This is a genomic window from Streptomyces sp. CA-135486 (genome assembly GCF_050936555.1).
Lineage (GTDB): Bacteria > Actinomycetota > Actinomycetes > Streptomycetales > Streptomycetaceae > Streptomyces.
This window is the reverse complement of record NZ_JBNJMM010000002.1, coordinates 1456948-1476791: the sequence shown is the minus strand read 5'-3', so window position 1 is coordinate 1476791 and position 19844 is coordinate 1456948. Positions and strand designations below refer to the sequence as shown.

The window sequence follows — 19844 nt, the reverse complement described above, 5'->3', positions numbered from 1 at the left end:
CCGGAGGTGACGAGATGTCAGGCAGCCTGCTCCGTTCGGTCTGCACGACGGCGCTGGCGGCTGCGACCGCCCTCGCGGCGGTCCCCCCGTCAGCCGATCCCGGCGCCGAACCCGCCGCAGGCCCGCCCGCCACCGTCTCCGGAATGCTGACGGAACTTCAGAAGCGGTACCGGCAGGCCGAGGAGGCCGGGGAGACGTACAACGCCATGAAGGAGGAGCTCAGGAGGCAGCACGCCGAGACCGCACGTCTCGGCCACGAGCTCGCCGAGGCGCGCAACGCGGTCGTCATCGGCCGCGACGACGCGGGACGGCTGGCCCGCGAGCAGTACCAGGGCCGGTCCGAGCTCTCCTCGTATCTGCGGCTGTTGCTCGCCCGGAACCCCCAGCAGGCGCTGGACGAGGGCCATCTGATGGAGCGCCTGGCCAGCGACCGGCTGGCGAGGATGGCCAGGCTGGAGTGGGGTGCCAAGCGGGCGGGCTACCTCGCGGCCGCCTCCCGCAAAGCCCTGGACCGCGAGCAGACGCTCGCCGCCCGGCACAAACAGGCCCGCGACCGGGCGAAGGCCCGGCTGAAGGGCGTCGAGGAACTGCTCGCCTCCCTCTCCCCGGATCAGATCGCCGAAGTGGCCGCTCTGGAGCGGTCCGCCACGGCGAAGGCCCAGGCAGAGCTCATCGCGTCCGGTGCGCTCGACGGCAGGCGCATGCCCACCCAGGAGGGCGCCCGGGCGCTGGAGTACGCGGTCGAACAGATCGGCAAGCCGTATCTGTGGGGCGCGGAAGGCCCCGCGGAGTACGACTGCTCGGGGCTGACCTCGGGGGCCTGGGCACGGGCCGGTGTCGAGATCCCGCGGACCAGCCGGGAGCAGTGGGAAGAGCTCCCCAAGGTCCGGTTGACCGCACTGCGCCCCGGCGACCTGGTGGTCTACTTCCCGGGCGCCACGCATGTGGCGATCTATCTGGGCAACGGCATGGTGATCCACGCGCCGCGCCCCGGCGCCACCGTCAAGGTCTCCCCCATCGCCGCGAATCCGCTGCTCGGCGCGGTCCGCCCGGACCCGGACGGGCGCCCGCTGGGCGAGTACACCCCGCCGCGGCTCCCGGACGGAGCCACGGCGGGGCCGGACACCGGCTACTCCGGGACGGAGCCGCCGGACGACGCTCCCGACACCTCGGCCAGGTAGGCGTCGGTGAGCGCCGGGTCGTAGAAGTAGTTCTCGAAGTCCGCCGGGTCGTTGAAGCCGTTCGCGAACCGGTCGGCGACCGGCTGGAGCTGACCCGCGGCCCCGATCAGGTTCAGTACGTGCTCCGGCGGGACACCGAGCATCGCGTTCGTCCACTTGGTGACGTGCTGGGCGGTGTCCCAGTAGCGGTCGAAGGTCGACTGCATCCACGCCTCGTCGAACGGCTTGTCACCGTGCTCCGTGATCGAGGCAAGGTATGCGGCGGCGCACTTGGACGCCGAGTTGGAGCCTTGTCCGGTAATGGGGTCATTGGCGACGACGACATCCGCGACGCCGAGCACGAGCCCGCCGCCGGGAAGGCGGCCGATCGGCTTGCGTACGGTGGGGGCGTAACGGCCCGCGAGGGTGGCGCCCGCGTCGGTCAGCTCGACCTTGGTGGCACGCGCGTACTCCCAGGGCGTGAACTTCTCCATGAGTTCGAGGGTGAGCGACAGGTGCTCCGCCGGGTCCTTGACGCCCTGGAAGACATCGAGCGGGCCGCCGGGGATGCCCTCCCAGAAGAGGATGTCGGCGCGGCCGGTGGTGGTGAAGGTCGGCATCACGAAGAGCTCGCCGACGCCCGGGACCAGGTTGCAGCGGACCGCGTCGTACTCGGGGTGCTCGGGGCGCGGGCCGAGGCCGTGCACGTACGAGACGGCCAGCGCGCGCTGCGGGGCGTCGTACGGCGAACGGGAGGCGTCCCGGCCGAACATCGAGACGAGCTCGCCCTTGCCGGCCGAGACCATCACCAGGTCGTAGGTACGGGAGAAGAAGTCCAGGTCGGAGACTGCCGCGCCGTGGATGACGAGCTGCCCGCCGCGCTGGGCGAAGGTCTCCATCCAGCCGGCCATCTTCACGCGCTGGTCGACCGACTGGGCGTAGCCCTCCAGCTTGCCGACCCAGTCGATGGGCCGGGAGGCGTCGGGGGCGGCGACGGAGACGCCCAGGCCCTCGATGCGCGGGGCCTGGGACTCCCAGAAGTTGATGCCGAGATCGCGCTCGTGCTGCAGCGCCGTGTCGAACATGCATTGTGTGGACATGACCCGGCCGGACCGGATCTCGTCAGCCGTGCGGTTGGACATCAGGGTGACCTCGTAGCCCTGGGACTGGAGGCCGAGCGCGAGCTGGAGACCGGACTGGCCGGCTCCGACGATGAGTATCTTCCGCATGGCGGGTGTTCTCCGTTGCGTAGCTATTCGGGAGTTGCTTCGAGGGCGTGGGCGACCAGCGCGAGCAGGGACTCGACCACCGTGATCCGGCTGCGCGCGTCCATGATCACAACCGGCACGTGCGGCGGCACCGTCAGGGCCTCGCGCACGTCTTCGGCCTCGAACAGCTCCGTACCCTCGAAGTGGTTGACCGCGACGATGTACGGCAGGCCGCTGCTCTCGAAGTAGTCCAGCGCCGGGAAGCAGTCCGACAGCCTGCGGGTGTCTGCCAGGACGACGGCGCCGATCGCGCCGCGCACCAGGTCGTCCCACATGAACCAGAAGCGCTGCTGTCCCGGCGTGCCGAAGACGTACAGCACCAGATCGTCGTCGAGCGTGATCCGGCCGAAGTCCATGGCAACGGTGGTGGTGAGCTTGTCGGGCGTCGCGGCGAGATCGTCGGTCTCCTCGCTCGCCTGTGTCATCAGCGCCTCGGTCTGCAGCGGCGTGATCTCGGAGACCGACCCGACGAAGGTCGTCTTGCCGACACCGAAGCCACCCGCGACCACGATCTTGGTGGCGATGGGGGCGCGGGTGTGGTCCAACTGCCAGTCCTGCAGTCCCTCGTCGGGCTGCGGACGCGGTCCCGGTGCGGACTGCGGACGCGGTCCCTCTTCGGGCTGCGGGTGAGGCCGGGCGAGGAGCGTGTCAGAGTCGGCGGAGTCCACTCAGCACCCTTTCGAGCAGCGCGCGGTCGGGCTGGCCGGTGCCGTGCCCGGTCCCGTAGACGCGGATCTTTCCCTGGTCGGCCAGGTCGCTGAGCAGCACCCGGACCACGCCCAGGGGCATCTTCAGCAGCGCCGAGATCTCGGCGACGGTACGCATACGCCGGCACAGCTCGACGATGGCCCGCAGCTCGGGCATGACCCGCGAGGAGAGATCGCCCTTGGGTAGCTCCCTGCGTTCGGCCGGCGCTTCGAGCGCGGCGACGAAGGTCTCGACGAGCAGCACATGGCCGAAGCGGGTGCGGCCGCCGGTGAGCGAGTAGGGGCGGACCCGGGCGGGGCGGCGGCCCTCGCCGCGTACGGGGAGCCTTCGGATGGGTTCGGCGGCGGGCGTCACTTGGCGCTCTCCAACGATTTGCGCAGCTCACTGCGGAGTTCGGGGGTCAGGACATGTCCGGCGCGGCCGACGAAGAGCGCCATGTGGTAGGCGACGACGCTCATGTCGCAGTCGGGTGCGGCCTGCACGCCGAGCAGCGAGCCGTCGCTGATCGACATCACGAAGACGCTGCCCTCCTCCATCGCGACCATCGTCTGCTTGACGCCGCCGCCGTCCATCAGCTTCGCGGCGCCGATGGTGAGGCTGCCGATTCCGGAGACGATGGTGGCGAGGTCCGCGCTGGAACCCCTGGGGCCGTCCGGGCGGGCGGCAGCCGCCGGGGCGGCGTTCTGTGCCGGGTCGGAGGAGAGCAGCAGCAGCCCGTCGGACGAGACGACGGCGACCGAGCGGACCCCTGGTACCTCCTCCACGAGATTGCTCAGCAACCAGTGCAGATTGCGGGCTTCACTGCTCAGGCCGAATGTCCCGGTCGCAGTCAACTGCGTGCCTCCTCGACTGTGTCCCCCGATTCTGCTGCTTCGGCGCGTACTTCAGACTGCTCGGCGATCTCCGCCTCGGCGTCGCGGCGGCCGTCCTTGGCGCCCTGGTGGAAGCCGCCGAGGCGGCGGCGCAGGGCTTCGGCGTCGACGCTGCCGGAGCGCTCACTGGGCGCGGACGTGGGCTTGACGACCTTGGGAGTGCGCTTGGGCAGGCCCTTGTCGGTGACGCGGTCCCAGACGGGCGCGGCCTGCGGCTCGGGCTCGGCTGCCGGCTCGGCCTCGGGCACGTCCACCGGCTCGGGCGCGGGCACGGCCTCGGTCCTCGGCGCGGGCGCGAGCGTCGGCTCGGCCGTCGGACCCGGACCCGGCTCCGGCTCCGGCTCCGGAAGCCTGAACTCGAAGGTCGCCTGGTCCTGGTCGGCCAGGGCGCCGTCCGGCTCGCCGTCCACCGTCCGCTCGTGCGCGTCCGGCTCCCCGGCACGCACCACGGCGGGCTCGATCTCCGCCGCCTCGGGCTGCGCATCGGGCTCTGCCTGCCGCTCCTGTATCGCCGCCTCCGCGGCCGCCACCAGGGGGTCCTCCCAGGCCGAAGGCTCCGGGGCCGCCGGGGCGTCCGGGGCCGGGTCGAGGCGGCGTGAACTGGTCGGCAGAGCGTTGGAGTTGGCCTCCGCCACCGACCCGGGCAGCTGCAGCCCGGGCGCCCCGCCGGCCGGCTTCGCCGGCTGCGACTCCGCGGCCGGCGGCCCGGCCGGCAGCAACGCCTGCGACAGCACGACGACCGCCGCGATCCCGCCCTGCTTCTGCTCGCGCAGCTGGACCCGTACGCCATGACGCGCCGCCAGCAGCGCGGCCACCCGCAACCCGAGGCCCTCGCCGTCCCGGCCGGTCCCCGCCCCGTACGCCACCGGGTCTTCCAGACACGCGTTCAGCTCGGCGATCCGCCCGGCGGTCATCCCTATGCCGGTGTCCTGTACGGAGAGCATCACCTCGCCGCTCTCGAGCAGCCAGCCCGAGAGCTCGACCTGGGCGTCCGGCGGTGAGAAGGAGGTCGCGTTCTCCAGGAGTTCGGCGAGCAGATGGCTGAGGTCGTCGGCGGCGAAGCCGGCGACCTGGGAGTGCGGCGGCAGGGACTGGATGACGACCCGTTCGTACCGCTCGATCTCACTGACGGCAGCACGCAGTACGTCGACGAGCGGGACCGGGCCCTGATGCCCGTGGCCGTGCTCGGCGCCCGCGAGGACCAGCAGATTCTCGCTGTGGCGGCGCATGACCGTGGCCAGGTGGTCGAGTTTGAAGAGGGTGGCGAGCCGCTCGGTGTCCTGCTCGCGGTCCTCCAGCTGCTCGATGACGCCGAGCTGCCGCTCGACGAGACCGAGGGTGCGCAGCGAGAGATTGACGAAGGTGTGCTGGACGGCGTGCCGCAGCTGTTCGAGTTCGGCGGTCAGCTCGTGGGTGCGCTGCTGGAGTTCGGCGCGTTCGGCGGCGAGTTCGGCGGCCAGCGCGTCGCGAGCGCCGGCCAGGTCGCCGCGGTCGCTGTCCAGCCGCTCGGCCCGTACGCCGAGGTCCCGCAGCTTGCCGTGCAGGGCGTTCAGGGACCGTACGACCTGGGCGAACTCGTCGTTGCGGCCGGTGAAGCGGACCGGCTCCTCGGCCTCGGGGTCGGCCGCGAGCCGGGCCGCGCCGATCCGCAGGACGGCGAGCGGGCGAGTGAGCGTACGGGCGACGGCCGCGGAAACACCGATGGCGACGATCAGCAGGCCACCGAGAAGGGCGATCCGGATCTCCAGCGCGGTGACGTCGTCGTCGCGCAGCTCCTCGAAGCGCTCGACCCGGCCGGTGGCGAGGGACGACTCCACGCCCCGCATCTGCTCGATCCGGGCGGTGAGCGAGGATTCGAGCTTCTCGCGGTTGGACTTGCGGTCGGCCGACGAGAGCTCGGGCTGGTCGGTGAGCCGGGCAAGATAGCGCTCGGCGGTCTTGACCTCGGGCCCGGTGACGGTGGCGGCCAGCGAGGTACGGGCGTCCGGGCCGGCGGCCTGGTCGAAGTCGGCGAGCGCGGCGAGTTCACGCACCCGGGACTGCTGGGCGGCGGCGCTGAGCGCGTCCCTCGTCAGGTCGGCCGCGTCGGCGTCCTCGCCCTCGTCCTGCACGGGCAGGCCGGTGACCGGGTCGAAGGTCTGGCTGCTCTGCTTGCGGGGCACGGAGAGCGCGGCCAGCAGCAGGCCGCGGGTGGCGGACGCCTGCTCGACGGCGAGGCCGAGCGCGGCGGGCGCGCGGGTGCCGGCGGCGGCGCGCGGCGGGGTCTTCTCGGCGAGTTCGTCGGCGAGGGCGTGCAGATTGGTGATGACGGCGGAGTACGCCCGGTGGGCCTCCATCGCCGTGCCCTTGCCGGTCAGCGCGGTACGGCGGACGGACGGTACGGCGGACAGGTCGCGGCGCAGCTCGGCGTGGTCCGCGGGGATGGCGCCGCGGATCTCGTCGATCTGCCGGTCGACGCGGGCGCTGCGACTGCCGGAGATCTCGCGCCGGCTGTCCTCGTCGCCCGTCTGGGCGTCGCGGCCTGCGGCGATGTACGCGGTGACCTCGTCACGCTCGTCGGCGAGCGAGTGGGCCAGGGTGACGGCCTGGCGGTTGAGCCCGGCGAGGGTGACGAGCCGCTGGGACTCGGTCAGTTCGGCGGAGACGTCGAGGACTCCGGGAGTACCGGCCGCGACCACGACGAGACCGACGGCGGCGACGCCGGCGACCAGACGGTTGCGGACGCGTACGGTGCGGCCGCGGTCGGCAGGGTCGGGTGAGGCGTCCTGGGCCCCCGGAGTCTCCAAGGGGCCGCTGCCGTTTCGCCGAGGCCGCTTCTTCTGCACCGGTGCTCGCAATCTTGCTTGACTCGTCCAGCCATGAAGCAGAGATGACGACCGGTCACACACGAAAGCCCCACCCCTGGTACGGCTTCAGACCATTCCAGCGCTTTTGGGAGGGAGGCGCGCAACGGCCGCTCCGCCACCCGAAGGAGTGAACAACACTCAGGAGTGGGCAAACAACTGGCGTCCGAGGGCCGGGCGTCGGCGCGCGGGGCATGGGCTGGATCTTCCGGCCGGGCTTTGGGAGGATGCGCGCCCGCAGCTTTGCGGCCCCGCTTGCCGGGGCTGGTGAACCCCTCCTGACCTGCCGGTATGAGCCGATTGCGGACTCATGCGGGCAACGTGAAGGAGTCATGCAGACTGGGGGTCATGCGTATCGAACTGGCCTCCGTCCCCGGCACCCCGGAACGCCTCAATGAGGACTGGGCATCCGTGGCCCTGCCTGCCTCGGGCCAGGGCGGAACGCTCGTGGTGCTGGACGGCGTGACACCTCCGGCGGGCGACGACGGATGTGTGCATGGTGTGCCTTGGTTCACCGCGAGGCTGGGTGGCGCACTGATCGAACTGTCCGGTTCGCGGCGGGATATGACGCTGCCGGAGATCCTCTCGGAGGCAATCCGGCGCACCGCGGACGCCCACGGTGACACCTGTGACCTTTCTCACGTACGTACACCCCAGGCCACGGTGGTCCTGGCGCGCTGGGGCGGCCCCGCGGACGAGGTGGAATACCTGGTGCTCTCCGACTCGACGCTGCTGCTCGAGTCACCGGCCGGGGAGGTGCGGGCGGTACTGGACGACCGCATCGACCGGCTGCCCCGCGAGGCACTGCGCACACATGCCACGGCGGACGCGCTGCGCAACGCGGAGGGCGGCTTCTTCACGGCGGCGGCCGACCCCGGGGTATCGACCCGCGCGGTGACGGGCAGCACGCCGCGCGCCGAGGTCGGGGCGGTGGCGGCGCTGACGGACGGGGCGTCGCGCTGGGTCGACATGTTCGCGGAGGGCAGCTGGACGGAGTGCATGGCCCTGCTGCGCAAGGAGGGGGCACGGGGGCTGATCGACCGGGTGAGGGCGGTGGAGACGTCGGCGCGGGAGCGCACGGAGGTGGTCCGGTGGAAGCTGCACGATGATGCGACGGCGGTTTTCGCGGAGCTCTGACGCGGGTGCCGGGGCGGGGGCGTATTTCCCCACCCCGCCCCTTCCCGTAACTGGGGGCAAGCCCCAGACCCCGGCGCGCCGGCTTCGCGGCGCGGCAATTCGGGGCTCCGCCCCGGACCCCGTACGCGCTTCGCGCGTGTCCTCAATCGCCGGACGGGCTTGAATTTCCGCCCGTCCGGCGATTGAGGTGCCGGTGCGAGGTCAACCCGCTGCGGTTCGCCCGCGAAACCACCCACCGGACAACGACCACCAACGCCCCCTGGCCCACGCCCACCACGAACCCGGTGACTCGCCTCGCCGGCGATTCAGGCGCGGGGGTTCGGGGGCGGAGCCCCCGAGAGCGAGCCCCGGCTCAGCTTTCCGCTCTCGCGTTGAGTTGGTGCAGCAGACGCGCCAGTTCCGCGATCTCCCCGCGGTCCCAGCCCGCCAGTTTGCTCACGTAGCGCTCCCGCCGCGCGTCCCTCACCCGGCGGAAGCGGGCGCGGCCCTCCTCCGTGAGGCGGACGAGTGAGGCCCTTCCGTCCGCCGGGTCCGGCTCGCGGGTCACCAGGCCGAGTTCGTCGAGCGCGCGCAGCTGGCGGCTCATCGTCGCCTTGCCGACGCCGAAGTACCCGGCGAGATCCGTCGCGCGCTGCTGCCCCGCGTCCTCCAGACGGACGAGCAGTCCGTACGCCGCAGGCTCCAGCTCGGGGTGGACCTCGCGTGCCATCTCGCCCGAGGACGCCCGCGCCCGGCGCAGAAAGACCGCCAACTCCCGTTCCAGGGCGAGGAATTCCTGGTCCACACCGCTCCCGCCCTTGGGGTCCGCTTCACTCCCCGTACCGCTTTCGTGCACGTCAGCACCCCTCGCGCGCTTTCCGGAACCTGAAGGTTTCTTCCCGCGGCACCCATCGCCGCAGCTCGGCCAGTATTTCGCAGGCGTAGACCAACGGCGCGCTCGACCGCGTCGCGGCGCTCGCCAACGGCTGAGCGCAGACCAGTGCCCGTCCCGTGCCCGCTGGTTACAACCAGTGCGCGGGACGGGTCAGCCCGGCCGGCAGCCTCGTGGCCGCGTCCCCCTTCGCCGCATTGAGCTGCGGCTGGGTGAGGAAGATGCTGCCGGTCAGATCCGCACCCGAAAGATCCGCGTCCCTGAGGTCGGCCCCGATGAGGTCGGCGAGACGCAGATCGGCGCCCGCCAGATCCGCGGCGATGAGATACGCGCCCCGCAGACTGGCGCCCCTGAGGTCGGCGCCCCTGAGCCTCGCCCCGACCAGGTCCGCCCCCCTGCGGTCCTTCTTCTTGCGTCCCGCTCCGGCCCGGACCAGTTCGCTCGTACCGAGCAGCAGCACATTGACGTCCTGCCGGTGCGAAGCCACATCAAGCTTTTCCAGCTCCTCCGGGCCCAGCCCGGTGAGCCGCTCGGTCTTCTCCAGCAGTACCTGGAGCTCGCCGTGCAGCGAGGAGGCCTGGCGCAGCTTCACCGCCTCGGTCAGATACCAGAGCAGCTCGTGCAGCTGCCGTACGACGGGGAACACCGCGAACATCTGCTGCGCGCTCTGGGGCACCTGCCGCCAGTCCCGGCCGCCGAAGGTGATCTGGGAGACCTTCTGTCCGGCGCCGAAACAGTCGTAGACCGTGCAGCCCGGAAAGCCACTCTGCCGCAGCCGGGTGTGGATGCCGCAGCGGAAGTCCGTCCTCAGATGGGGGCACGGCTCCCCGGCGTCCTTGTTGATCGCGAAGTCCGCCGACGCCGCGAACGGCAGCGCGGCACAGCACAGCCCGAAGCAGCTCCCGCAGTCGCCCTTGAGGGCCCCGCCTTCGGGTTTCGCGGTCTCGGTGTCCATCGGTCTATTGTGGCGGACCCCCGGCGCACGGGCGCCGGGGGTCCGTCTCTCAACTGCCGGGCGTCAGCCGCACAGGCCCGCCGGACGCTCCCGGGTGACCAGATCGGTCCAGCCCGTCGTGCCGTCGATCCAGACCACCTGCCGGCCGGAGACCGCGGCCGGGGAGAGCTGCTCGCCGCGGTTGCAGGAGACCCGCTCCTGGCGCGAGCCGTCGGTGGTCAGCTGCCACAGCTTCGGCAGCGACTCATTGCCGAACACGACCTCGGGCTTCGCGCCGTTCACGGTGACCGCGGCGTCGGAGGCGGTGAGGTCGAAGGCCAGCAGCGCGGCCGGCTTGCTCTCGGAGCTGATGTCCACCGTGTCGGTGCCGTCCAGGCTTGAGCGGCGCACGGCCATCTGCCCCTCGTCGTTCAGATTCTCGTCCACCAGCCAGAAGGCGTGCGTGGAGTTGATTCCGGTCTGGCCGAGGATCTGCGGCTCGCCGAGCTGCTGCGCGAGGGCGGACTTGCCGGTCGTGAGGTCAGAGACCTCGACGCCCAGCTTGTACTCCTCCCCGACCGGATACAGCTTGGCGTAGGCGAGCTTCCCGTTCTTGATCGACGGGAGCGCGGTGAGGATCTCCCAGCCCGCGCCGTCCACGAAGGTGGGCGTGCGGTCGCCCGGGCGCAGATAGCCCACGTGCCGGTCGCCGAAGATCCCGAAGCTCTCGAAGACGACGACGCCGTTCTCCACCCGCAGGCCGCCGACGTCGGTGGTCGAGGTGTAGAGCTTCTTGATCGGACCGCCCGCGAGCGGACGGGACAGGATGTCGAGGCTGGTCGTGCCGTACGCCGCCCAGACGACCGTCTTGCCGTCGGTCGCCGGGTACACGTGGTAGCGCCCGTCATTGGGGCTGATCAGCTTCGGCGCCCCCTTGCCGTCCGTACGGCCCGCGTACACGGAGTACGGCTCCGAGCCGTCGTCGTTGGACTGGGAGGTGGTCCACCAGCCGCCGCCCGCCTGGGCGCCGGTGCCGGTCGTGTTGACCTTGCCGAGGAGCTGGTCGGAGTCGACGCCGAGGGCGTCCTCCCAGCCGGGGACGATGCCGTGGGCGTTGAAGGAGCGCTTCACCGCGCCCAGTTCGCCGGCGCTGACGCCGAGGTCCTTGGCCGCCGCGAGCACGGCGTTGCGGCCGTCCGTGAAGCCGTCGAGCGGCGTCATGTACTCGGAGAGCGCCTTGTACACGATGCGGTCGGCGAGCTGCCCGCCCACGTCCTGGCGCAGGTCCCACAGTGCGCCGGAGAAGATGGTGGAGTTGAGGTGCACGCCGCCGTTGTCGGCGGAGAAGGTGACCCCGAGGAAGTTCTTCGAGGTGCTCGCGCCGTCGTTGAGGTTGCGGAAGGCGCAGTCGCGCGGCTTGGTCGTACGGCAGAGGTCCTCGCCGATCAGACCGGCGTCCGGGTCGTCCATGGAGACGCCGGAGGCGGCGGTGTCGATCGCATTGCCGAAGTAGTCGGCGAGCGCCTCGTTGAGCGCCCCGGACTGGCCGGCGTAGACGAGGTTGGCGGTGCTCTCGACGACGCCGTGCGTCATCTCGTGGCCCACCACGTCGAGGTCGGCGGAGAGCGGCTTGTACTCCTCGTCGCCACTGCCGTAGACCATCTTCTGGCCGTCCCAGAAAGCGTTGACGTACGGACCGCCGAAGTAGGTCACGCCGACCAGGGAATTGATGGTCATGCCGCGGCCGTCCAGGCTGTCGCGGGCATGGTTCTTGCGGTAGTAGTCGTAGACCTTCCCGGCCGCCCAGTGGGCGTCCACCGCGCCGGACTCGGTGGCGTCCTTGCCGAATTCCTTGCCGGGGCCGCTGAACTCCTTCAGCCCGGCGGGCCAGGCGCCCGCCACCTCGCTGACGTCGCGGTCGCGGGCGTCCCAGGTGGTGAGGGTGTTCTTGCTGGTGTCCGCCATCCGCGAGTGGTCGGACATCACATACGTGTTGGCGGCGGGGAGGTAGAGGTCGAGGTCCACCTTCGCGCTGTCGAGCTTCACGCCGCTGCCTGTGACGAGGGTGCCGGGGTCGGCCGCGGCCGCGCGGGCGCTCCCCGTGGGGGCCGCCTTCGCGGTGCCGCCGGACGCCGCGTTCGGCGCCGCCGTCAGCGTCTTGATGCCGCTGAACTGCAGCACCGGGTACCCGGCGCGGGCGTCGATGTAGACCTGCTGCAGCACCGGTTCGCCGGTGCTGGGGTTCGTGCCGCGTACGGTCACGTGGTGGGCGAGTACGCCCTCGCCGCGCGGGATCACCACGAGGCCGCCGGTGGTGGCGGTGAGCGCGGCCGCCTTGGCGGACCTGGCCCCCTTGGCGCGTATCGCGTCGGCCTTGCTCAGCGTCTTGCCGCCGAGGCGTCTGGCGGTCGCCGCGAGGGCGCGGCGCTCCGCGGTCTCCTTGCTGACCGTCGCCTTCGTGTCCGTCTTCAGGCCGGTGAAGTACTTGCCGGAGGTGCCGGTGACGACACGCTTGCCGCCCTTGGTCTCCATCCGGACGACGTACTGGCCGCCGAACACCGGGATGCCGTGGTGCTTCTGCTGCAGCCGCACGGTCTCTTCCGAGCCATGTTTGACGGTCCCCAGCGGCGCGAGGTCGCGCCGCGCGTCGGCGATCTTGTAGCGGCTCTCCTTGGCGGCGAGATGGCTGCGGGCCGCGTCGGCGGGACTGGCCTTGGCGTCCGCCGCCTCCCGGATTCCGTCGACGAGCAACGGGGTGGCCGTCTCGGCCCCCGGAATGACGTCGGCGGGCGGTGCGGCGGCCGGCGGGGTGACCGCCTGCGCCGGTACCGCGGTGAGCAACAGCCCGGCGACGCCTAGCAGAGTGGCGAGACCGGTCCCCCTGGTCATGCCCGATCTCTGTGTGCTTGTTCTGGCCTTGCGCACAGTTCGTACCCCTCCCACGTGCTGGTCAAGCCGTAAAGGTGGTCATGGCCATGCAACCGGCGAGGCGCCAACCGATCAATGTGGTCGGCGTGTTGACAAGTGGACACGCACACTTGTGTGGCCCGTGAAGAGGGAGTGAGAATCCGAGGATGACCGAGGGGGAATTGCACACCCTTGGCCTGGGGGAGGCCGAGGAACGCACCTATGAGGCACTGCTCAAGGAACGGGCCGCCGGGGCGGAGGAGTTGGCGCGGCTGCTCGGGCTGCCGAGGGAACGGCTCGACCTGCTGCTCGGCCGGCTGGTCGAACACGGCCTCGCGCTGCCGGCGGTCGGGGACGGGCTGCCGCATCCGGCCGCGCCCGCAGCCGCGATCCGTACGCTCATCCACCGCCGTCAGGCCGAACTGCATTTACGCTCCGCTGAGTTGGAACGATTACGGATGACCGCGGACCAGCTGGCGGGTCGGCTGATGTCCGGGTCACCCAGCGCGCCCGAGTGCGGTATCGAGGTGGTGACGGGCCCGCGGGCGATCGGCGAGCGCGCGGAGTATCTCCTGGCGTCGGCTGAGCGGGAGGTGGCGATCCTGGACCGCCCGCCGTATGTGAAGGGGCCGCGGGGTGACGACAGTTCCCGCACGCCGGGGCTGGACATCGAGGCGCTCCTCGACCGGGGCGTGGAGGTACGGACCGTCCTGGACCGGGACGGGCTCGCCCATCCCGGGCGGATGCGCTCGGTGACTGTCCTGGTCGAACAGGGCCTGCGGGCACGGGTGGCGACCGCGATCCCCACCAAACTGATCGCCGTGGACCGGCGGATCACCCTGCTCCCGCCGACGGACGCGGCGGACCCCAGGGCCACCGCGCTGGTGATAGGCGACGGGCTGCTGCGCAACGCGCTGCTGCCGTTGTTCGAAACGGTCTGGGACCGGGCGACCCCACTCGGCGGCACGGGCGGGGCGTGCGCCGCGGTCCCGAAGGCGCAGAAGGAACTGCTGGGGCTGCTGGCCGCGGGCCTGAAGGACGAGGCAATCGCCCGCCGTCTGGGCGTCCATGTTCATACCGCCCGCCGGCGGATCAGCAGTCTGCTGGAGACACTGGGCGCGGAGACCCGCTTCCAGGCGGGAGCGCAGGCGACGTTGAGGGGCTGGCTGGACTGAGAGCCATGAAGCGGCAAGATGTCCGAATGACGTGGCACAGCCGTACGAGCACGACAACCACGACGCCCGCTGCGCGGGGCACGGGCCGGCGCGCAGGAAGAGCCGTCTGCGCAGGAGGCAGACGCGCGCGTCCGTTCCTGCTCGTCCTGCTGCTCGGGCTGACCCTGAACTCCTGTGCCGGGCCCGCGTCCTCCGCCGCGCTGCCCAGGGCCACCAAGTCCGGCGAGTCCGCTGCGCGCGCCGCCGCGCCCGAGCCGCGGTCGTCGGCGGTCCCCTTCGCCGGGGCCTCCTCCGTCGGCGTGCTCATCGACTCGCAGGGCGAGCACTTCTGTACCGCCAGCGTCGTCAGCAGCTCCAAGGGCAACATCATCGCCACCGCCGCGCACTGTCTCCAGGACGCCGGTGGCGATCCCGCCTACGAGCCGGGCGAGCTGGAGTTCGCGCCCGGGTTCACGGGCCAGGGCAAGGGGAGGTATCCGTACGGACGCTGGAAGGTCGGCTCCGTACACCTCGACGAGCGCTGGACCGAGGACGCCGAGGACGCAGATGCCGCCGACTACGCGTTCCTGACCCTGGCGCCGGACGCCAGGGGACGTCAGGTGCAGCAGGTCGTCGGCGCCGCCACCCCCGACTGGTCGTCGGCCCCCGACCGGCGGGTCACGGTCGTCGGCTACCCCAACAAGCAGCACAACCCCGGCAACCGCCCCATCGCCTGCACCACCGACACCCGCCCCGACCCGGATCTGCCCCGGATGCTGCTCATGGAGTGCGCGGGCTTCTGGGAGGGCACCAGCGGCGGCCCCTGGCTGGCGGACTACCGGGACGCCAAGCACCAGGGCCGGCTCATCGGCGTACTGAGCGGCGGCGACACCGACAGCGAGTCGACGGCCGCCCTCTTCGACGACCGCACCCGCGAGGTGTACGAGGAGGCCGCGGGGTCGTAGCGCGAAGGGCCCGGCGGCGGGCGTGCCGCCGGGCCCTTCGGCCGGAGATCGGGCCGGGGAACAGACCGGGGATCAGGCCGCGGCCGTCACCGGCATCTCGGCCGGCGAGAGCGCGATCTCCAGCACCTGCCGGACATCGGTCACCGGGTGGACCTCCAGCTTGTCCAGGATCTCGGCCGGGACATCGTCCAGGTCCGGCTCGTTCCGCTTGGGGATCACGACCGTCGTGATCCCGGCCCGGTGCGCGGCGAGGAGCTTCTGCTTCAGACCGCCGATCGGCAGCACCCGCCCGGTCAGCGACACCTCACCCGTCATCGCCACATCCGTACGCACCTGGCGTCCGGAAAGCAGCGACGCCAGCGCCGACGTCATGGTGATGCCCGCGCTCGGGCCGTCCTTCGGCACCGCGCCCGCCGGGAAGTGGATGTGCACGCCCCGGTCCTTCAGATCGGCCACGGGCAGCTCCAGTTCGGCGCCGTGCGAGCGGAGGAAGGAGAGCGCGATCTGTGCGGACTCCTTCATCACATCGCCGAGCTGACCGGTGAGCGTCAGCCCCGCCGCGCCCGTCTCCGGGTCGGCCAGCGACGCCTCGACGAACAGCACGTCGCCGCCCGCGCCGGTGACCGCGAGACCGGTGGCCACACCGGGCACGGCGGTCCGCCGCTCGGCCGGGTCCTGCGCGGACTCGGGCACATGGTGCGGCCGTCCGATGAGCGCCCGCAGATCGGTGTCGGCGATGGTGAACGGCAGCTCGCGCTCGCCGAGTTCGTGCTGTGCCGCCACCTTGCGCAGCAGCCGGGCCACCGAACGCTCCAGGTTACGGACGCCCGCCTCCCGCGTGTACTCGCCCGCGAGCTTGCGCAGCGCCGAGACCTCCAGGACGACCTCGCCGGGCTCCAGACCCGCCCGCTCCAGCTGGCGCGGCAGCAGGTGGTCCCGCGCGATGACGACCTTCTCGTCCTCGGTGTAGCCGTCGAGCCTGACCAGCTCCATCCGGTCGAGCAGAGCCTCCGGGATGGCTTCGAGGACGTTCGCCGTGGCCAGGAACACCACGTCGGACAGGTCGAGTTCGACCTCCAGATAGTGGTCGCGGAAGGTGTGGTTCTGCGCCGGGTCCAGCACTTCGAGCAGGGCGGCCGCCGGGTCGCCCCGGAAGTCGGAGCCGACCTTGTCGATCTCGTCGAGCAGGACGACCGGGTTCATCGAACCGGCCTCCTTGATCGCCCGGACGATACGGCCGGGCAGCGCCCCGACGTACGTACGCCGGTGCCCGCGGATCTCCGCCTCGTCCCGTACGCCGCCGAGCGCGACCCGGACGAACTTCCGCCCCATCGCGTGCGCGACCGACTCGCCGAGCGAGGTCTTGCCGACTCCCGGCGGGCCGACGAGCGCCAGAACCGCGCCCCCGCGCCGCCCGCCGACCACGCCGAGCCCCCGGTCGGCTCGCCGCTTGCGCACCGCCAGGTATTCGGTGATCCGTTCCTTCACGTCCTGCAGGCCCGCGTGCTCGGCGTCCAGGATCGACCTGGCGCCCTGGATGTCGTACCCGGCCCCGCTGTCATCGGTTCGCTCGTTCCACGGCAGTTCGAGGACGGTGTCCAGCCAGGTGCGGATCCAGGAGCCCTCGGGGTTCTGGTCGCTGGACCGCTCCAGCTTCTCGACCTCCTTGAGGGCGGCTTCGCGCACCTTCTCGGGCAGGTCGGCGGCCTCGACGCGGGCGCGGTAGTCGTCGGACTCGTCCGCTGCGTCGGTGGCCCCGCCGTTGAGCTCGCGCAGCTCCTTGCGTACGGCTTCGAGCTGGCGGCGCAGCAGGAATTCGCGCTGCTGCTTGTCGACGCCTTCCTGGACGTCCTTGGCGATGGACTCGGCGACGTCCTGCTCGGCGAGGTGCTCGCGCAGCTGCTCGGTGGCGAGCTTCAGCCGGGCCACCGGGTCGGCGGTCTCCAGCAGTTCGATCTTCTGGGCGGTGGTCAGGAACGGTGAGTAGCCGGCGTTGTCCGCGAGCTGCGAGACGTCGTCGATCTGCTGGACGCGGTCCACGACCTGCCAGGCGCCGCGTTTCTTCAGCCAGTCGGTGGCCAGCGCCTTGTACTCCTTGACCAGGTCGGTGAGCTGGCCGGGCAGCGGGTCGGGCACGCTCTCCTCTATACGGGAGCCTTCGACCCACAGAGCGGCGCCCGGGCCTGTGGTGCCGGCGCCGATCTTCACCCGGCCGCGGCCACGGATGAGCGCGCCGGGGTCGCCGTCGGAGAGCCGGCCGACCTGCTCGACGGTGCCCAGCACGCCGATCCCCGGGTAGTTCCCGTCGACGCGCGGAACAAGCAGGACGGTGGGCTTGCTTGCACCACTTGACCGGGCGGCGGCCTGAGCAGCCTCCACCGCGGCTCGTACGTCGGTGTCGGACAGGTCGAGCGGCACCACCATTCCGGGCAGCACGACCTCGTCGTCGAGCGGCAGCACGGGCAGTGTGAGCGGCGTGAACGCGGAGGACTCAGCAGCCATGATCTCCCCTTAGGCAGTGAAGTTGAGCTGTACGGACTCAATGCACGAGGGGGGCGAGATGTTCCCGGGGTGCCGTTCGCTCTCAGCGATCAAGGATCGCGCCCGGCTCGTGCGCAAAGCTCGGCGGCAGCTCCAGGGCCCGCTCACCGGAATAGTCCGCGATCCGGCGGCCTGATCCCACATGCTGGGGCCATGAGCCGTAAGCGTGTGCGACGACGGATGACGACGGCGGGCGTGGTGCTGGCCCTTGCGCTCGCGGCAGGGTGCGGGGCCCCCGCGGAGGGCGACGGTGTCGATGACGGCGGGGCCGCGCCGCGAACGTCCTCGCCGAGCTCACCGTCGCCGGGCGCGGCGTCGCCGTCAGGCCCACCCTCGCCGTCGGCCTCCACCTCGCCCGTCCCGGCGCGGACGCTGGTCGAGATGACCGTCACCGGCGGCTTCGCCGGCGTCAACGACCGCCTCGTCGTCCAGAACGACGGCACATACAAGACGTACAAGAAAGCCGGACCCGGCCGCTCCGGGCGGATGTCGCCCGCCGAGCTGGCCGCCCTGCGCCGGGCCCTGGAGAAGGCGGACTTCGCCCATCTCCCCCGCGAGGCCACCGGAAGCCCCGTCGCGGACGGCTTCACCTACCGGATCACGTACGAGGGCCACACCGTGACCACCGACGAGACGGCGCGGCTACCCGCCCTGCGGGAGGTATTCGCCGCGCTGCCGGACCACTGACGCGCGTTCCTGGACGACTGACCCGCGCTCCCGGGCCCAGCGGCGCACCAGCGGCCAGCAAGCGATCCCGGACAGCAGGGCAAGCGGGTGGCCCCACACGGTGAGCGGATCCTCGAAGGCCACCGCGTCCTGGACGAGCATCAGGAAGACAAAACCGAGCAGCGTCCCGCGCGGCACGGGGCGGAGCAGTCCGGCCAGCGCGCCGATGCTCGCCATCAGGCCGAAGCTGATGCCGTAGTCGAGGCGGTGCAGCGAGCTGGCGGGCAGATGCCCGGTCACCACCCACACCGCGACGGGCACCTCGGTGGCCAGCGTCGCCGCGACATGGCCCGCCAGGAAGACCCCGGCGGTGCGCCAGCCGCCGATGCGGCGTTCCAGCGCGGTGAGTACGAAAAGGAAGGCGACCGCGTACGGGGACGCCAGGCCGCCTGCCACCCACAGTGCGCTCGCGCCGAGAACGAGCAGCGGCGTATCCGCCAAATGGGCGACATCGGTACTGGAGCCATGCAGCAGCGAGGAGACGGTTGCGGGATCGCCGTGCTCCGCGTAGAGCGAGGTGACGATCAGCACGAGGATGTAGCAGAAGGTGAACGGCGTCCCGGTCGGCGTGGGCAGCAGGTGGAGCGCCCGCCGCCAGAGCGGCAGCCGTAGGCACGGGGCAGGCAGGGGCCTGGGCGGCAGCGCGGGCATCGCCACCCGCGTCGGCGCCGAGCGCTGGGCCGGTATGCCGCCCAGCAGCTCCTTGCCCGTGGCCGGATCGCGTGTCGTCAGCTGGTCCACGCGTGAGGCCCCTCTCGTCAAGCCCCCGAACGATCCCCCACCCAACGCGATCACCATCCCCCTCGTCTATGACGTGCGCCACACGAGGCAACCCGGGCAGCATCCCGGGCGTCGTGGCCACGTCAGACTGCGCCGACCAGCTGTGCGGCGGCTGTGAGACGGCTGTGCGGAAGCCCATGAACCGGCCCCCGACCGGCCGGATCGGGCGCAGCCCCCGCGCCCCGAGAACGCTCAAACCATTTGTCCCGCTCGCCCCGCCCCGCGACCATGGCCACCTACCCGTCCCAGGAGGTCACCGCCGATGCCCCCGCACACCGATACCGCCCCCGTCACCCTCGACCGCCGCGAGGGCCCCCACGGCGAGGTCGTGCTGCGGCAGCGTGGCGAGCATCACGAGATCATCGCCAACGGATGCTTCCTCATGGACACCTCCGACGGCCGCTCCGAGCGGCTGCTCGTGGACGCCGCGTACGACGCGCTCGCCGCCGCCGGCCGGACCGCCCCCGCCCTGCTCATCGGTGGACTCGGCGTCGGCTTTTCCCTGGTCCGGGCCGCCGCCAACCCCCGCTGGCGGCGCATCACCGTCGTCGAGCGCGAGCAGGCGATCATCGACTGGCACCGCTCGGGGCCGCTGGACCGGATCTCCGGAGACGCGCTCGCCGACCCCCGCAGCGTGATCCTTCACACGGACCTCGTCACCCACCTCCGCACGGCCACAGACCGTTACGACGCGCTCTGCCTGGACATCGACAACGGCCCCGGCTGGACGGTCACCGACGACAACGAGAACCTCTACTCACCGGCCGGACTCGCCGCCTGCCAGGGCCGGTTGGAGCCGGGCGGGGTGCTCGCCGTGTGGTCCGCGCAGCCCTCTTCCGCTTTTGAGGATGCGTTGCGGAATGCCGGATTCACCGGGGTAAGAACCGAAGAGATCCGGGTTGCCCGAGGCGTACCGGACGTGGTCCATCTCGCCGTTCGCCCTGCGTAGCCGGGATGCCGTCCATGCCCTTACGCTGC

The 19844-nt window shown here is 71.5% G+C and carries 16 protein-coding genes; 6 read left to right on the top strand and 10 right to left on the bottom strand.

Annotation, left to right across the window (positions count from 1 at the left end):
• The first annotated feature begins 14 nt into the window (after positions 1-14).
• Positions 15-1181, top strand: coding sequence for an NlpC/P60 family protein (locus ACQEVG_RS26140; RefSeq protein ID WP_432988118.1), 1167 nt, complete (start codon positions 15-17; stop codon positions 1179-1181).
• On the opposite strand, the gene ACQEVG_RS26135 is transcribed toward ACQEVG_RS26140, so the two are convergent.
• From ACQEVG_RS26135 to ACQEVG_RS26115, 5 genes are read right to left on the bottom strand one after another with little or no spacing between them, the layout of a single operon-like run.
• Positions 1130-2389 (bottom strand): styrene monooxygenase/indole monooxygenase family protein, encoded by a 1260-nt coding sequence (locus ACQEVG_RS26135; protein ID WP_432988116.1) that lies wholly within the window; start codon positions 2387-2389, stop codon positions 1130-1132. The two genes, ACQEVG_RS26140 and ACQEVG_RS26135, sit on opposite strands and share 52 nt — an antisense overlap.
• 23 nt (positions 2390-2412) lie before the next feature.
• The gene (locus ACQEVG_RS26130) at positions 2413-3096 is read right to left on the bottom strand and encodes a GTP-binding protein (RefSeq protein ID WP_432988114.1); all 684 of its coding nucleotides are present in this window, start codon (positions 3094-3096) and stop codon (positions 2413-2415) included.
• The gene (locus ACQEVG_RS26125) at positions 3077-3490 is read right to left on the bottom strand and encodes a DUF742 domain-containing protein (RefSeq protein ID WP_432988112.1); all 414 of its coding nucleotides are present in this window, start codon (positions 3488-3490) and stop codon (positions 3077-3079) included. The genes ACQEVG_RS26130 and ACQEVG_RS26125 overlap by 20 nt, the downstream gene beginning before the upstream one ends.
• Complete coding sequence (locus tag ACQEVG_RS26120; RefSeq protein WP_432988110.1) at positions 3487-3969, bottom strand: roadblock/LC7 domain-containing protein; 483 nt, start codon at positions 3967-3969, stop codon at positions 3487-3489. Before ACQEVG_RS26120 ends, ACQEVG_RS26125 begins: the two co-directional genes overlap by 4 nt.
• The gene (locus ACQEVG_RS26115; protein WP_432988108.1) at positions 3966-6833 is read right to left on the bottom strand and encodes a sensor histidine kinase; all 2868 of its coding nucleotides are present in this window, start codon (positions 6831-6833) and stop codon (positions 3966-3968) included. The genes ACQEVG_RS26120 and ACQEVG_RS26115 overlap by 4 nt, the downstream gene beginning before the upstream one ends.
• A gap of 366 nt (positions 6834-7199) precedes the next feature.
• On the opposite strand from ACQEVG_RS26115, the gene ACQEVG_RS26110 reads away from it, so the two are divergent.
• The gene (locus tag ACQEVG_RS26110) at positions 7200-7988 is read left to right on the top strand and encodes a hypothetical protein (protein WP_432988106.1); all 789 of its coding nucleotides are present in this window, start codon (positions 7200-7202) and stop codon (positions 7986-7988) included.
• 352 nt (positions 7989-8340) lie between these two features.
• On the opposite strand, the gene ACQEVG_RS26105 is transcribed toward ACQEVG_RS26110, so the two are convergent.
• The 3 genes from ACQEVG_RS26105 to ACQEVG_RS26095 all read right to left on the bottom strand — a co-directional run bounded on the left by ACQEVG_RS26105 (position 8341) and on the right by ACQEVG_RS26095 (position 12682).
• Positions 8341-8823: a MarR family winged helix-turn-helix transcriptional regulator gene (locus ACQEVG_RS26105; RefSeq protein WP_432988104.1), complete on the bottom strand. Its 483-nt coding sequence runs from the start codon at positions 8821-8823 to the stop codon at positions 8341-8343.
• A gap of 166 nt (positions 8824-8989) precedes the next feature.
• Positions 8990-9814, bottom strand: coding sequence for a pentapeptide repeat-containing protein (locus ACQEVG_RS26100; protein WP_432988102.1), 825 nt, complete (start codon positions 9812-9814; stop codon positions 8990-8992).
• Positions 9815-9877: 63 nt separating this feature from the next.
• Complete coding sequence (locus ACQEVG_RS26095; RefSeq protein WP_432988100.1) at positions 9878-12682, bottom strand: M4 family metallopeptidase; 2805 nt, start codon at positions 12680-12682, stop codon at positions 9878-9880.
• A gap of 185 nt (positions 12683-12867) precedes the next feature.
• Here ACQEVG_RS26095 and ACQEVG_RS26090 point away from each other — a divergent pair, with 185 nt between their 5' ends.
• Positions 12868-13875, top strand: a complete 1008-nt coding sequence (locus tag ACQEVG_RS26090) for a helix-turn-helix domain-containing protein (RefSeq protein WP_432988098.1) — start codon at positions 12868-12870, stop codon at positions 13873-13875.
• A gap of 26 nt (positions 13876-13901) precedes the next feature.
• Entirely contained in the window at positions 13902-14819 is a 918-nt protein-coding gene (locus ACQEVG_RS26085; RefSeq protein ID WP_432988096.1) for a trypsin-like serine peptidase, read from the top strand.
• Positions 14820-14891: 72 nt separating this feature from the next.
• Here the strand turns inward: ACQEVG_RS26085 and lon are convergent, their stop codons facing one another.
• Positions 14892-17321, bottom strand: a complete 2430-nt coding sequence (lon, locus tag ACQEVG_RS26080; RefSeq protein ID WP_432988094.1) for an endopeptidase La — start codon at positions 17319-17321, stop codon at positions 14892-14894.
• Positions 17322-17513: 192 nt separating this feature from the next.
• Here lon and ACQEVG_RS26075 point away from each other — a divergent pair, with 192 nt between their 5' ends.
• On the top strand, positions 17514-18047 hold the full coding sequence (locus ACQEVG_RS26075; RefSeq protein ID WP_432988092.1) for a protealysin inhibitor emfourin: 534 nt from the start codon (positions 17514-17516) through the stop codon (positions 18045-18047).
• Here the strand turns inward: ACQEVG_RS26075 and ACQEVG_RS26070 are convergent.
• Positions 18003-18827, bottom strand: coding sequence for a rhomboid-like protein (locus tag ACQEVG_RS26070; protein ID WP_432988090.1), 825 nt, complete (start codon positions 18825-18827; stop codon positions 18003-18005). The two genes, ACQEVG_RS26075 and ACQEVG_RS26070, sit on opposite strands and share 45 nt — an antisense overlap.
• Positions 18828-19128: 301 nt before the next feature.
• Here ACQEVG_RS26070 and ACQEVG_RS26065 point away from each other — a divergent pair, with 301 nt between their 5' ends.
• Entirely contained in the window at positions 19129-19815 is a 687-nt protein-coding gene (locus ACQEVG_RS26065; RefSeq protein ID WP_432988088.1) for a spermidine synthase, read from the top strand.
• Positions 19816-19844 lie beyond the last annotated feature (29 nt).

Excerpts from the sequence above, each read along its gene's own strand:
- ACQEVG_RS26140 (WP_432988118.1), top strand. The coding sequence starts at position 15 with ATGTCAGGCAGCCTGCTCCGTTCGGTCTGCACGACGGCGCTGGCGGCT.
- ACQEVG_RS26135 (WP_432988116.1), bottom strand. The coding sequence starts at position 2,389 with ATGCGGAAGATACTCATCGTCGGAGCCGGCCAGTCCGGTCTCCAGCTC.
- ACQEVG_RS26110 (WP_432988106.1), top strand. The coding sequence starts at position 7,200 with ATGCGTATCGAACTGGCCTCCGTCCCCGGCACCCCGGAACGCCTCAAT.
- ACQEVG_RS26100 (WP_432988102.1), bottom strand. The coding sequence starts at position 9,814 with ATGGACACCGAGACCGCGAAACCCGAAGGCGGGGCCCTCAAGGGCGAC.
- ACQEVG_RS26095 (WP_432988100.1), bottom strand. The coding sequence starts at position 12,682 with ATGACCAGGGGGACCGGTCTCGCCACTCTGCTAGGCGTCGCCGGGCTG.
- ACQEVG_RS26090 (WP_432988098.1), top strand. The coding sequence starts at position 12,868 with ATGACCGAGGGGGAATTGCACACCCTTGGCCTGGGGGAGGCCGAGGAA.
- ACQEVG_RS26085 (WP_432988096.1), top strand. The coding sequence starts at position 13,902 with ATGACGTGGCACAGCCGTACGAGCACGACAACCACGACGCCCGCTGCG.
- lon (WP_432988094.1), bottom strand. The coding sequence starts at position 17,321 with ATGGCTGCTGAGTCCTCCGCGTTCACGCCGCTCACACTGCCCGTGCTG.
- ACQEVG_RS26075 (WP_432988092.1), top strand. The coding sequence starts at position 17,514 with ATGAGCCGTAAGCGTGTGCGACGACGGATGACGACGGCGGGCGTGGTG.
- ACQEVG_RS26065 (WP_432988088.1), top strand. The coding sequence starts at position 19,129 with ATGCCCCCGCACACCGATACCGCCCCCGTCACCCTCGACCGCCGCGAG.